Origin of the sequence: Roseateles chitinivorans, from assembly GCF_002761755.1 — a bacterium.
Classification (GTDB): Bacteria; Pseudomonadota; Gammaproteobacteria; order Burkholderiales; family Burkholderiaceae_C; genus Roseateles; species Roseateles chitinivorans.
In genome coordinates, this window is the sequence record NZ_PEOG01000019.1 from 1 (window position 1) to 12,944 (window position 12,944).

Here is a 12,944-nt window from a genome sequence, read left to right on the forward strand (position 1 = left end):
GGGCACACCCGCGGGCGTGCCGCCCGGGCTTCCGGCCTCGCCCGCCTCGGGCACGTAGATGATCGAGCCGTCCTTCATCTTGTAGGCGACGCCGGCCCGCTCGCCCTGGCCTTCGGCGCTGCCGCCGTTGCCGCGGTACTTGATCTCCTGGCCATCCTTGCGGACGACGATCTCCATGCCCGGCTGGCCGGGGTTGCGGATCACCGTCTCGTTCGCCTGCGACTGCTGCTGCAGCGCGACCGCCGTCAGCAGCGCGACGACCAGCACCAGGAACACGTCCACCAGGTTCACCGCGGACAGCATCGGGTCGTCATCCTCCTCGGCGAGGATGGACAGGCGGCGGCCGGTGCTCATGTCCAGCCCTGCTCGGTCTTGATCGCCAGCAGCTCGGCCAGCAGCCAGCGGCGACGGATCGAGTACACGACCAGCGCGATCGCCGCCGCGGCCAGCGCCAGCACCACGCCGGAGAAGGCCGAGCTGAACACCGCCAGTGCCTGCTGGCCCTGGCCGGCCGCGACGCTCTGCAGCGCCGGGCCCAGCGGGACCATGGTCGCGATCAGGCCCAGCAGCGGGGCGACGCGACCCAGCAGGCGCGGCGCCTCCAGGCTGCGCACGACCTGCAGCTCGAGTGTCTCGAGCGAGCTGCCCGCCTGCACCTTCAGCAGCCGGTAGCCGGGACGGCGCCGCTGCACCGCCTCCATCAGCGTGGCGCCCGCGCTCCACAGCGCATAGACGAAGCCCAGGGCGACGAGGATCAGCACCGGCCACAGCAGGGCCTGCGCGATGTGGGCGAATCCGGATTCGAGCAGCATGGGGAACTCAGTTCGTGGCAATGGGGTGGGCGCCGGCGGAGGTCGCAGCGGCATCGGCGGTGGTGGCAGCGGCGGCCGCCCCGCCGAAGAACGCGGCGATCGCCGCCGGGTTCGACGGGAAGTAGTGGTGCACATAGCTCGCGCGCAGCGAGCCCTCGATGTACAGACGCTCGGCCGCGCGACCCGCGTTGGGATTGCGCGCGGTGGCCCGCGGCAGCCACGGCGTCTCCAGCGTCGAGTAATGGAAGGTGTGGCCGCGCAACTCGCCCTCCGGCCAGTCGATCGACTGCAAGCCCAATGCCGCCAGCCGCTTCTGCATCGACGCACGACCCGGCATCAACCCCGCCATCGCATGGACCGCTCCCTCGCCATCAGCCAGCGCGTCGAGCAGCACCAGCATGCCGCCACACTCGGCCAGCATCGGCTTGCCCGCGGCCAGGTGCGCGGTCAGGTCGCGGAAGAAAACAGGATGAGCCCGCAGCGCCGGAGCATGCAGCTCGGGATAGCCGCCCGGTAGCCACAAGGCATCGCAAGCCGGCAGCGAATCGCCGGCGATCGGGCTGAACTCGTGGACCTCCGCGCCCAGCGCGCGCAGGAGGTCGAGGTTGGCGGGATAGATGAAGGAGAAACAGGCGTCGTTGGCCACGGCGATGCGTCGGCCGGCAAGCGGGGCTGGGTCGCGCGGGAGACCGAGCGCAGGACGAGCGACCGGGGGCCCCTTTTCTCCATCTCCTTCCTTTGCTTGCCTGCCGGCAAGCAAATTCCTCCCTTGAGTTCCGAAAAGAGGCCCCCGGTCGCCCGTCCCCGAACCACCGAGGACCACCTCCAACGATGCAGCAGCAGAACCCGGAGCCGGTACGCGTTCGAAGGCATCTGCGGATGCGGACGCCGGGGCGGCCAAGGCGGTGCCGGCGTCCCAGGCGTCGGCCCAGGCGTCCAGTTGCGCGTCGATCTCCGGAAGCTCCAGCGCCTGCACCAGGCCGAGGTGGCGCTCGGGGAGCGAGAGCGCCGCGTCGCGCTTCAGCGCGGCGATCAATGGGAGGTCGGCGGGCAGGGACTCGCCCACCATGCGGGCGTGCGCGTCGCTGCCGACCCGGTTGGCGACCACGCCCGCCACCTGGATGTCGTCACGGAAGCGGGCCAGGCCCGTCGCCAGCGCGCCGAAGGTCTGTGCCATCGCGGAGGCGTCCATCACCGCGATCACCGGCAGGTCGAAGGTGGCCGCCAGGTCCGCGCTGCTGGGCTTGCCGTCGAACAGGCCCATCACGCCCTCGACCAGGACCAGGTCCGCTTCCCGCGAGGCCCGCGTCAGCAGCTCGCGGCAATGCGCCTCGCCGCCCATGAAGAGATCGAGCTGGTAGACGGTGTGTCCGCTGGCGCGCGCCAGCACCATCGGGTCCAGGTAGTCCGGGCCGGTCTTGAAGACGCGCACGCGCAGGCCGCGCCGACGCGCCGAGCGCGCGATGGCCGCGGTGACGCTGGTCTTGCCCTGGCCCGAGGCCGGTGCGCTGATGAGGAAGGCGGGGCAGTCGGTCATCACGGCATCGGCTCCATCGCTGTCGCGTCTTTCCCGCTCTCCCGCAGCGCGGGAGAGGGAGGGGTGAGGGTCTTCCACCGGCGGTACCGCGTCGATGGCCGGGGTGGGTGTCCGACCGTCATTCATTGAGCGCCACCCATCGACCTTGCACCTGCAGGATCAGCAGCCGGTGGTGGAACACGCGCTGCAGCGCGTCGTGCGTGGCGGGGTCATGCGGCGCACCCTGATGGACGATGCGACCACCGTCCATGACGACCAGCGTGTCCGCCTGCAGCGCGACATTGAGCTCGTGCAGCACGCTGACCACCGCGCCGCCCGCGGCGACGCGTCCGCGCACGATGCGCGCCCAGTCGCTCTGGTGCGGCGGATCGAGGTGAGCCAGCGGTTCGTCCATCAGCAGCACGCCGGAGCGCACCGCCAGCGCCCGCGCCAGCAGCACCCGCTGGCGCTCGCCGCCAGAGAGGCTGCCCAGCGCGCGGTCCCGCCAGTCCCAGCTCTGCGTCTGGCGCATCGCATGCTCGACCGTCGCGTGATCGGCCGCGCTCGCCGGCGCCAGCCAGGGCTGGTGGGGCAGGCGGCCGAGCATTGCGATGTCGTAGGCGGTCAGGTCCTCGGATGCAGCCTCGTTCTGGCCCAGCCAGGCGACCTGGCGCGCGCGCGCCTTCGCAGGCCATGCGTGCCATGGCTTGCCGTCCAGCGTCAGAGTGCCGTCGAAGGGCAGCAAGCCCGCGATCGCGCGCAGCAGGGTGGACTTGCCGGCGCCGTTCGGCCCCACGATCGCCGTCCACGCGCGCGGCGCGGGCGCCAGCGTCAGCGGGTGCAGGACCTGCCTGTGGCCGAGCGACAAAGCCTGCAGCTCGATGCGCAACGCGGGCACGGGACCGAGGGTCACCGCGTCGGCCGCCATGGCGGCGCCGGGCATACCGGACACGTCCGATGCCGAGGATGCCGAGGATGCCCCGGATGCGTCGCCACGACCTGGGCGGCTTTCGTCGTCGAACCGGGCGGCGCTCATTGGCTGCCTCCCGCGCCGCCGAAATGCGCCTTGCGCCGATGCATCAGCCACAGCAGGTAGCTGCCGCCCAGCAGTGCGGTGATGATGCCGACCGGCAGCTCCTGCGGTGCGATGACCCAGCGGGCGGCGATGTCGGCCGCGAGCAGCAGCGCACCGCCGGTCAGCGCGGACAGCAGCAGCAGCGCGCCGTGCGTGGTCGGTCCCCAGCTGCGCACCAGGTGCGGCGCGACCAGGCCGACGAAGGCGATCAGCCCGCACTGGGCGACCGCGGCGCCGGTGGCCAGCGAGAGCGCGGCGATCAGCACCAGCCGGATCAGGGTGAGGCGCTGGCCCAGGGAACGGGCGGTGTCCTCGCCCAGCGTCAGCGCGTCCAGCGTGCGGCTGCAGCCGAGCGCGGTCAGCAGGCACAGGCCGAGTGAGACGACCATCACCTGCACCGCGCTCCAGCCGACGTAGCCGGTGCTGCCCAGCATGAAGGCCTGCATCGCGCGCAGGATGTCGGGATTCATCAGCGTCAACAGGGCCGAGCCGGAGCCCAGCACCACGCCGACGACGACGCCGGCCAGCAGCAGCCGCAGGCTCTGCGTGACACCGCGCGCCAGCACCAGCGTCAGCAGCACCGCGCCGATGGCGCCGACGAAGGCCGCGCCGGTCATGCCGACGCGCAGCGCCAGCGCGGCCGCCGCCGGCGAGATGCCCATGATGAAGAGCAGCGCGGCCACGCCCAGCGACGCACCCGCCGAGCAGCCCAGCAGGTAGGGGTCGGCCAGCGGATTGCGGAACAGGCCCTGCGCGATCGCGCCGGCCAGCGCCAGCAGCGCGCCTGCCAACCAGGCGCCGATGGAGCGCGGCGCGCGGATGTCCCAGAGGATCAACCGCATCGTGTCGCCGGCTTCGGTCCAGGGACTCCAGCCCAGGCTGCCGATCGCCAGGCCCAGCGCGAGCAGCACCGCGCCCAGCAGGAGCAGCGCGACCAACTGCGCGGCGGTCCTGGCGGACGTGGCCGATGACGCCGAAGAAGTGGACGACGCGGACCGGGCGTGCATCAGCGCATGCCTCCGGGCGGTGCGTTGAAGGGCGTCGTCGGCCAGGCCACCGGACCGAGCGCCGCCTCGCGCAGGCAGCGCGCCATCAGCGCCGCCGCTTCCGACATGCGCGGCCCCGGACGCACGAGCACGTCGGACTCGGCCGGCACCCAGACGCAGATGCGCTGGTTCCTGACCGCGCGGATCGCCGACCAGCCCGGCCGCTGCGGCAGACCCGCGGCATTGCGCTGGCCGACCATGATCACCTGCGGGTCGGCGCGGACGATGAATTCAGGATTGAGCTTGGGGAAGGGGCCGAGTTCGGCCGGGATGATGTTCTTCGCGCCGAGCCGCGCCAGGATCTCGCCCATGAAGGACGCGGTGCCCGCGCCATAGGGGCCGGCATCGACCTCGTAATAGACGCTGAGCCCGCGGGCGGCCGGCGGCAGCGTGGCCGCGCTCTGCGCGATGTGGCCGTCGACCCGGTTCCACAGGCGGCGCGCGTCGTCCTCCTTGCCCAGGAGGCGGCCCATCTTGCCCAGCACCCGCTGGACGTCGTTCATGCTCTTGGGCTCCAGCGCCACGACGCGCAGGCCCAGGCCTTCCAGGCGATCGATGACGCGCGCCGAGACACCCGCCACGACGACATCGGGCTTGAGCGCGACCAGGGACTCGATGCTGGTGTCGTCCAGGCCGCCGAGCCGGGGCAGCTTCTGCACGCTGGCGGGGAAGTTGGAGAAGCGGTCGACGCCCACGACCTTGGCGCAATCGCCCAGCTCGCAGATGGTCTCGGTCAGCGAGGGCAGCAGACTGACGATGCGCCGAGGCACGTCCGGCAGCGTCACCGTGTGGCCACGATCGTCCTGGATCGTGATCGGCACGGCACGCGCCGCGGTCGCGGTCATGACGAGCGCAACCAGCGACAGCGCGATGCGCACGCCATCGACGCGGCGGAGGGCTCCCTTCGACTTCATTGGTGGTTCTCCTTGCTGTCCGTGGCGTCGACATGCTCGCCGGCGGGTACCTCGTGGCCGGCGCGGTTCGTGTCCGCGCGGGTGTCCACGATGGTGTCCGCGTTCCTGGCCTCGTCCAGCGGCTCGACCGGCCGCGTCCACGGCTGGCCAGCCACCATCAGCGTGAGCTCGCCGCACTGCCGCGCGACCTGCTGATTGAGCCGGCCGAGTTCGTCCACGTAGGCGCGCACCTCGCGGCCCATCGGCATGACGCCCCATCCGACCTCGTTGGACACGAAGACCACCGGCGAGGCCAGTGCCGGCAGCAGGCGCTGCAACTCGGCACACTCGGCGCGCCAGTCGTCCAGGCGCGGCGCGCCGGCCATCGGCATCAGCCAGTTCGTGAGCCACAGCGTCAGGCAATCGACGACCAGCAGTCGTCGGGGCGATGCCGCCGCTCGCAGCGCCTCGCAGAGTCGCAGCGGCGCCTCGACGGTGTCGAAGCCGCTCGGACGCTCGGCGCGGTGGCGGGCGATGCGCTCGCGCATCTCGTCGTCATGCGCCTCGGCGGTCGCGACCACGGTGACCTGATGGCCCGGCACTCGCGCCCAGCGCAGCGCGAGGCGCTCCGCATGGCGGGACTTGCCGCTGCGCTGGCCGCCGACGATCAGATGATGAGCAGGCATCCGAGGCTCCGGGAGGTGCGAAGTGGAAGAGCGAGGTGGAAGTGCGACCTTACCGCGCGGCTCCGCGCGGATGAGGACGGGCGTCGAGGCGGGCGGCGGTCACAGCGTCGGCGCGTAGCGCAGCATCACGAACCAGGTCCGGCCCGCCTGGTTGAAGAAATTCGCCGTCTGGTACTGGCGGTTGAACGCGTTGTCGACATTCAACTGCAGGCGCCAGTCCTTGGCGAACGCGAGTTGCGCATCCAGGTTGAGCAGGCCATAGCCGCCGAGTCGGGTCTTGTTGGCGGCGTCGTCGAAGCGCTCGCCGGAGCCGACCAGGTTCGCGCCCAGCGTCCAGGTGCGCAGCGTCGTCTCGGCGCGCAGCGTGCCGAAGCGCTTGGCGCGGCGCTGCAGCTGGCGGCCGGTGTTGGCATCGGTCGGGTCGAGGAAGTCGGCGGTGGCGCTGAACTTCACCGCGCCCAGGGTCGCGCCCCCCTTCAGGCTGGTGCCCTTGAGCATCGCGCGGGCGACGTTGGTGTAGCAGCCGGTCGTGGAGCGGCAGCTGCCCGCCGCCCCGAACGCGATCAGGTCGCTGACGCGGTTGCGGAAGGTGGTGATGGCGAAGTCCAGGTCCCCCTGGGCCCAGGCCAGACCGGCTTCGCGGTTGTGGCCGCGCTCCGGCCGCAGTTCCGGGAAGCCCTTGCTGGTGTCCGGGCCGTAGACGCTGCCGCGATGGAACAGCGTGGGCGCGCGGAAGGCATTGCCCGTCGAGGCCGTCACCCGCCAGCCACCGCCGAGCCGGTAGCCGGCCGCCAGGCTGCCGGTGTCGATGCCGCCGAACTCGCTGTCGTCGTCGTGACGGCCGTGCGCCTGCAGGCTCAGCGCGCCCAGCGTGCCGAGGTAGCTCAGGCCGACCGCATTCTGGCTGCGGGTGCCGGCGCCGCCGGCGACCAGATCGACATTGACGAGGCGGTCCTCGCGCCGCTCCAGCACGCCATTGAGCTGGTGCTCGGCATTGATCCGGTAGAAGCCCAGCAGCGAGGCGCTGCGGATGCGGGTTCTCGTCAGGTAGGGAGCGCTGGGGCGCGTCTCGTAGTTCTCTTCCGACTGGCCGACGGAGAGCTGCGTCGACAGCACCTCCGACCAGATCGACTTCAGGCTGAGCTTGGCGGCGATCGATTCGGTGATGCCGCGGTCGTCGGCGTTCTTGCCGGCGTCGTAGCCGACGTCGCTGCGGCTCTTCAGGCCAAGCAGCTCCAGGCGCTGGCCCTCGGCGAGACGGGCGCCCAGGCGCAGGCTGCCGTTGTAGTTGCGCCAGCCGTCCTTGTCGGGATTGAAGTTCTTGCTGGTCGTGAGGCCGTAGGCGTTGAAGCCGGTGCCGCGATCGACGGCCAGCGAGCCGGCGTAGTCGAAGTCCGCATTGCCGCCCAGCAGCGAGACGTCGGCCTTGATCTGGCCGAGGTTGCCACCGCCGATGCCCAGGCCCAGCTGCGGCCGGCCGCTGCCCTGGCGGGTGAAGATCTGCACCACGCCGCCGATGGCATCCGAGCCGTACAGCGCGCTGGCCGGGCCCTTGAGCACCTCGACGCGATCGATCAGCGAGACCGGCAGGTTCTCCCAGCGCGCGCCGCCGGTCGATTGGCCGTCGATGCGCACGCCATCGATCAGGACGACGGTGTGGCGGGTCTCGGCGCCGCGCACGAAGACCGAGGTGGTGTTGCCGGGACCGCCGTTGTTGGTCATCTGCAGGCCGGCGACATTGCGCAGCAGCGCGGCGACGTTGCCGAAGCCCTGGCGCTCGATGGTGTCGCGGGTGATGACGGTCAGTTCGGCGGCGATGTCGCCCAGCCGCATCGGGCTGCGGGAGCCGGTGACGGTGACCTCGTCGAGCCGGCTCGCCGGGCCGGAGCCCGCTGACAGGGCGAGGGCGGAGGCCGGCGTGGAGGCGGGCGCGGAAGAGGGCGCAGAGGAGGAGGGCGCAGAGGAGGAGGGCGCGGGCGCAGAGGAGGACGCGGACGCTGAGGAGGACGCGGACTGCGCGAAGGCAGTGGCGGCCAGCGCCAGCGGCGTGAGGACGAGCAGCGAGCGGGCAGTGGCGCGCGCGCGCGAAACGAACGGAAGCATGAGGACGGACCAACGACGGGTTCAGGGCCCTGCTCACCCGCAGGACGTCTGAGGAACGATGCCGCCGGCTGCGTCGTCGATCCGTCGCAGGGACGGGTCGGGATCGGCTGGCGGGCACCACCTGTTGGCCGGTATCCGGGCTGGTGGCCGCTGCCTGTGTCCTTCCCAGCGCGAGCGCACCAGTGGACATGGGGACAGGCAGTGCCGGCGGCGTGCCCGGTCCTTCCTCAGGATCCGGGGCGCGCGGCCGGCGGCCACTTACCGTTGCGGGGACAGCTCAGGTTGGCTCGCGCATCGGCGATGCGCCCGCTTCCTGATTCCCGTTTAACTGCTCGGACGCAATGTCCGCGCGAGCACCAACGGCGCGCATTCTAGCGAGGTGTTTCGGCCTCGCCGCGTCTGGGCAGGGGCTGGAGCGCGCCGTCGCCCACCATCGCCGGTGCCTTCTTGCCAGGCTTGGTCGTCGGCTTCGGCGGCAGCGACGGTTCCGGCGACTTCGGCAGCTTGGGCTTCTTCTTCGGCGGCTGCTTCGGATCCTTGGGCTTGGGCTTCTTCGGATCGGCGGGCTTGGACGGGCGTGTCGACGCCTTCGGGGGCCGGGGCGAGACCGAGCCGTCGATGCCGGCGGCGGCGGGCGGTGGCGATTGCGCCGCCAGACGGTCGCGCTCGCGTTGTCGCGAGGCGAGTTCGCTCGCCTCGTCGGCCGCGCGCTTGCGGGCGGCGGCGGCTTCCTTCGGATCGACGCGGTCCTGCGGCAGGTCGATCGCCTGCGACGGGCCCTCGGGGCAGGGGCTGTCGCGCAGGTCCAGTCCCTGCGGGCCGCAGCGGTAGTAGCCGAAGGTGCGTTCCTGCGTCGGCTTGGGTTTGGCGCTCTCTTGCTGCGCGTGCGCCGCGCCGAACATGAGGACCAGCACAACAGTCGTCAGGATCGAGGCGGCGCGCGTCGGCATGTCAGGCTCCGGAGGTCGGGGGAACGGGATCGGGAATGGAGGGAGCGGGCGTCGCCGGCGTGGCGGCGGCCGACGCCCCCACCGGTGCGGCGCCTGTTGGAACGCCTGTGGGGGTGCCCGGTTTTGGCGGCAGGTGGGCGGGGCGGGGCGGCTTCGGTCTGGGCGGCTTGGCGTGCAGCAGCGCCACGGCCTTGGCCATGTCGCCGGCGGTCATCAGCTTGAAGGCTTCGAAGGACTTGGCGATGCAGTCCTCCACCGCCTGGCGTTCCGCCAGCGGCGGCTTGCGCAGCACATAACCGGCGACCTCGCCCTTGTGGCCCGGATGGCCGATGCCCAGCCGCAGGCGCCAGAAGTTCGCGCTGCCCAGCTGGGCCTGCATGTCCTTCAGGCCGTTGTGGCCGGCATTGCCGCCGCCCTGCTTGAGCTTGAGCTCGCCCGGCGCGATCTCGAGTTCGTCGTGGATCGCGAGGATCTCCTCGGGCGCGATCTTGAAGAAGCGCGCCAGCGCCGCCACCGACTTGCCGGAGAGATTCATGTAGGTCATCGGCTGCAGCAGCCAGATCGGACCGGCAGCGCCCGGCGCGTCGTTGACCCGCGCGACCAGGCCGAAGTACTTGGTGTCCAGCTGCGGCGTGACCTTGAGACCGCGCGCCAGCGCGTCGATCCACCAGAACCCGGCGTTGTGCCGGGTGTCTTCATATTCGGGGCCGGGATTGCCCAGGCCGACAAAGAGACGAATCATGGGTCGGGATTATCAGCGTCGAGCCCAAATGCAGAAGGCCCCGCGAGCGGGGCCTTCTTCGGGGCGATGGACATGCGCCTCGTCAGGTGCGTGTCCGTCGCAGAGGAAGAAATTACTTCTTCTTCTTTTTCTTGTCGTCCGCGGCCGGAGCGGCGGCCACCACGATCTCTTCCACGACCGGGGGCACCGGGGTGGCGACGACCGGGTTCGGCTTGCCGTGCGTGACGACCTTGATGTGATCGGCCAGCTTCAGGTCGTTCACATGGATCGAATGACCCATCGTCAGGTTGCTCAGGTCCACCTCGATGAACTCGGGCAGCTGTTGCGCCAGGCAGGTGATTTCCAGCTGGGTCAGCACGTGGTTCACGGTGCCCTTGTCGGTCTTGACGGCCGGCGACTCGGCTTCACCGACGAAGTGCAGCGGCACCTTCTTGGTGATGCGGGTCGTGGCGTCGACGCGCTGGAAGTCCACGTGCAGCACTTGCTGCTTGTACGGGTGCATCTGGAAGTCACGCAGCAGCACTTGCGTGGTCTTGCCGTCCACTTCCATGTCGAGGATGGAGCTGTGGAAAGCTTCCTTCTTCATGGCGTGGTACAGCGCGTTGTGATCCAGCTCGACCAGGGCCGGCTCGCCGGCACCGTAGACAATGCCGGGCACCTTGCCGGCGAAACGCAGGCGGCGGCTCGCTCCGGTCCCCTGCTGCTTGCGCTCGAAAGCGACGAATTTCATATCTGACTCCAAAGTGACGGAGCACCCCCATGGCGCTCCGGTTGAAGGCCCCGCGACCAGGCACCTTCACGAAACGGCCGCTGTCCTTGCGAACAGCGGCCGGAACTGCAATGCGATCAGAAGTTGTTGTTCTGCTCGCTGAAGAGGGAGGTCACCGATTCACCGTCCGAAATGCGGCGGATGGTCTCGGCGAACAGGAAGGCGACCGACAGCTGGCGGATCTTGCCGCAGGCCTTGGCGGCTTCCGACAGCGGGATCGTGTTGCTGATGACGACCTCGTCCAGGTGCGAACCGGCGATGCGCTCGATCGCGGGGCCCGACAGGATCGGGTGCGTGCAGTAGGCGAAGACGCTCTTGGCGCCGCGGTCCTTCAGCACTTCGGCGGCCTTCACCAGCGTGCCGGCCGTGTCGATCATGTCGTCCATGATCACGCAGTTGCGGCCGTCGATCTCGCCGATGACATGCATCACTTCCGAGACGTTGGCGGCCGGGCGGCGCTTGTCGATGATCGCCAGGTCGCAGCCCAGCTGCTTGGCCAGCGCACGGGCGCGCACCACGCCGCCGACGTCGGGGCTGACCACCACCAGGTCGCTGTAGTTGCGGGCCTTCAGGTCCGACAGCAGCACCGGCGAGGCGTAGATGTTGTCGACGGGAATGTCGAAGAAGCCCTGGATCTGGTCCGCGTGCAGGTCCATCGTCAGGACGCGCTCGACGCCGACGGTCTCCAGCAGGTTGGCCACGACCTTGGCCGAGATCGGCACGCGCGTCGACCGCGGGCGGCGGTCCTGGCGGGCGTAACCGAAGTAGGGGATCACGGCGGTGATGCGGCGCGCGCTGGCGCGCTTCAACGCATCGACCATGATCAGGAGTTCCATCAGGTTCTCGTTCGTGGGTGCGCAGGTGGGCTGGATCACGAACACGTCGCGGGCGCGGACGTTCTGCTGGATCTCGACCGTCACTTCACCGTCGGAAAAACGACCAACCACGGCCTTGCCGAGCTCGAGGCCCAGATGCGAGGCGATTTCCTTGGAGAGGGACGGGTTAGCGTTACCCGTGAAGAGGACGGTATTGAGCAGCACGACGGGCCATCCTTAGATTTATGGCCCGGTGGCCAACCCAGCGGGTCCCGGATTGAAACTGAGAATTTGGCAGGGGAGGAAGGACTCGAACCCTCGCATGTCGGAATCAAAATCCGATGCCTTAACCAACTTGGCGACTCCCCTACACCGGACATTGTTCGAGGAACAACACCCTACAACCTTCAGTCTTCCGCCCAGCCCCGCAAAGGGTGGACCGACAGACTGCGACACATCCTTCCGACCCAACCGTCCGGGAGTTCCTGGAACTCGCCTTCCGGTGTCGCCTTGAGATTGCTCTCCAGGCCGGTGACCGTGTCCTTTTCCTGCGCCGCGTTTTGCACTGCTGTTTGCGTTGCAATTCGCGAGGGCCGAACTATAGCAAAAACTGCACTGCCTGAACCCGTCATCCGAGAATTTTCGTAGCGGGTTTGCAACCACTCAAGCGCTGTCGATACTTCGCGACTGGCAGCTTCCGCGGGAGGTTGCAGATCATTTCTGCCCCAACCTTCGTACAACTGCTGCACGAGTATTTCTTGCATTTGGTGATCGCGGCAGATACTGCCTTTGCGTTCACCCGAGCTATTGGCTTCGTCGCTCGGAAAATCCGTTGCCGGACTGTCTTCGCTGCGTCTGCCGTTCGCTGCAGGAAAGCCCGCTACTATAGCCACGCTTTCCGACCTTTGCAACAGCGGGCTCGAAAAAATTTCCTTGGTGCCAATGCTGGCCGCCGGCTTGACCACCGCCAGTCGCAGTTCGGGCACGTCCAGCGGGGTCAGGACCTCGCCAATGCCTTCGACGAAGGCATTGCGCCCGCCGACGAAGAACGGCACGTCCGCGCCCAGCTGAAGCGCGATCGGCAGCAGCCGCTGGCGCGACCAGTTCAAGCCCCACAGCCGATTCAGCGCCAGCAGCGTGCTGGCCGCGTCCGAGGAGCCGCCGCCCATGCCCGCCCCCGAGGGCAGGCGCTTCTCGATGTGGATGTCGGCGCCGAAGCCGCAACCGCTGGCCTGCTGCAGCGCACGCGCGGCGCGCAGGCAGAGATCGTCCGCCGGCAGCGCGTCGCCGCGATCGTGGCGGTGCAGCGCGCCGTCGTCGCGGCGGTCGAAGTGCAGCGTGTCGGCCCAGTCGATCAGCACGAACAGCGATTGCAGCAGGTGATAGCCGTCCGGTCGCTTGCCCACCACATGCAGGAAGAGGTTGAGCTTGGCCGGCGCCGGCACGTCGTAGAGCGCCTTCAAGGGCGCGGCGGGGGAAATCGGGGTCATGGGCGTCGACATGGCGGCGCAGTATGCCGCCGAGTATTCAAGGGCCG

At 69.6% G+C, this 12,944-nt stretch carries 13 protein-coding genes, 1 tRNA gene and 1 riboswitch; all 14 genes read right to left on the minus strand.

Annotated features, from left to right (window positions below):
• The coding region (locus tag CS062_RS08730) for a DUF2149 domain-containing protein (RefSeq protein WP_099861267.1) at nt 1-354 on the minus strand (354 nt) is incomplete at its 3' end.
• Nucleotides 351-812, minus strand: a complete 462-nt coding sequence (locus CS062_RS08735) for a hypothetical protein (protein WP_099861268.1) — start codon at nt 810-812, stop codon at nt 351-353. The genes CS062_RS08735 and CS062_RS08730, both read right to left, overlap by 4 nt.
• 7 nt (nt 813-819) lie before the next feature.
• Complete coding sequence (locus CS062_RS08740; RefSeq protein WP_099861269.1) at nt 820-2,349, minus strand: cobyrinic acid a,c-diamide synthase CobB; 1,530 nt, start codon at nt 2,347-2,349, stop codon at nt 820-822.
• Nucleotides 2,350-2,467: 118 nt separating this feature from the next.
• Nucleotides 2,468-3,271 (minus strand): ABC transporter ATP-binding protein, encoded by an 804-nt coding sequence (locus CS062_RS08745; protein ID WP_099861270.1) that lies wholly within the window; start codon nt 3,269-3,271, stop codon nt 2,468-2,470.
• Between the two features lie 89 nt (nt 3,272-3,360).
• A complete protein-coding gene (locus CS062_RS08750; RefSeq protein WP_099861271.1) occupies nt 3,361-4,410 on the minus strand; it encodes a FecCD family ABC transporter permease in 1,050 nt (349 codons plus the stop codon).
• Nucleotides 4,410-5,363 (minus strand): ABC transporter substrate-binding protein, encoded by a 954-nt coding sequence (locus CS062_RS08755; protein ID WP_099861272.1) that lies wholly within the window; start codon nt 5,361-5,363, stop codon nt 4,410-4,412. The genes CS062_RS08750 and CS062_RS08755 overlap by 1 nt, the downstream gene beginning before the upstream one ends.
• Nucleotides 5,360-6,028 carry a bifunctional adenosylcobinamide kinase/adenosylcobinamide-phosphate guanylyltransferase gene (gene cobU, locus CS062_RS08760; RefSeq protein ID WP_099861273.1) on the minus strand — a complete coding sequence of 223 codons (669 nt, stop codon included), beginning with the start codon at nt 6,026-6,028 and terminating at the stop codon, nt 5,360-5,362. Before cobU ends, CS062_RS08755 begins: the two co-directional genes overlap by 4 nt.
• A 99-nt stretch (nt 6,029-6,127) precedes the next feature.
• Entirely contained in the window at nt 6,128-8,131 is a 2,004-nt protein-coding gene (locus CS062_RS08765) for a TonB-dependent receptor plug domain-containing protein (RefSeq protein WP_143742291.1), read from the minus strand.
• Between the two features lie 109 nt (nt 8,132-8,240).
• Nucleotides 8,241-8,507: riboswitch (cobalamin riboswitch) on the minus strand.
• Complete coding sequence (locus tag CS062_RS08775) at nt 8,503-9,081, minus strand: hypothetical protein (RefSeq protein WP_099861276.1); 579 nt, start codon at nt 9,079-9,081, stop codon at nt 8,503-8,505. Its footprint overlaps the riboswitch before it by 5 nt.
• A 1-nt stretch (nt 9,082) precedes the next feature.
• A complete protein-coding gene (pth, locus tag CS062_RS08780; protein WP_099861277.1) occupies nt 9,083-9,823 on the minus strand; it encodes an aminoacyl-tRNA hydrolase in 741 nt (246 codons plus the stop codon).
• A gap of 112 nt (nt 9,824-9,935) precedes the next feature.
• On the minus strand, nt 9,936-10,553 hold the full coding sequence (locus CS062_RS08785; RefSeq protein WP_091721331.1) for a 50S ribosomal protein L25/general stress protein Ctc: 618 nt from the start codon (nt 10,551-10,553) through the stop codon (nt 9,936-9,938).
• 116 nt (nt 10,554-10,669) lie between these two features.
• On the minus strand, nt 10,670-11,632 hold the full coding sequence (locus tag CS062_RS08790) for a ribose-phosphate pyrophosphokinase (protein WP_091721334.1): 963 nt from the start codon (nt 11,630-11,632) through the stop codon (nt 10,670-10,672).
• A 67-nt stretch (nt 11,633-11,699) separates the two neighbouring features.
• A tRNA-Gln gene (locus tag CS062_RS08795) sits at nt 11,700-11,776 on the minus strand.
• A 38-nt stretch (nt 11,777-11,814) separates the two neighbouring features.
• Nucleotides 11,815-12,909 carry a 4-(cytidine 5'-diphospho)-2-C-methyl-D-erythritol kinase gene (ispE, locus tag CS062_RS27420; protein ID WP_438270468.1) on the minus strand — a complete coding sequence of 365 codons (1,095 nt, stop codon included), beginning with the start codon at nt 12,907-12,909 and terminating at the stop codon, nt 11,815-11,817.
• Nucleotides 12,910-12,944: the final 35 nt, after the last annotated feature.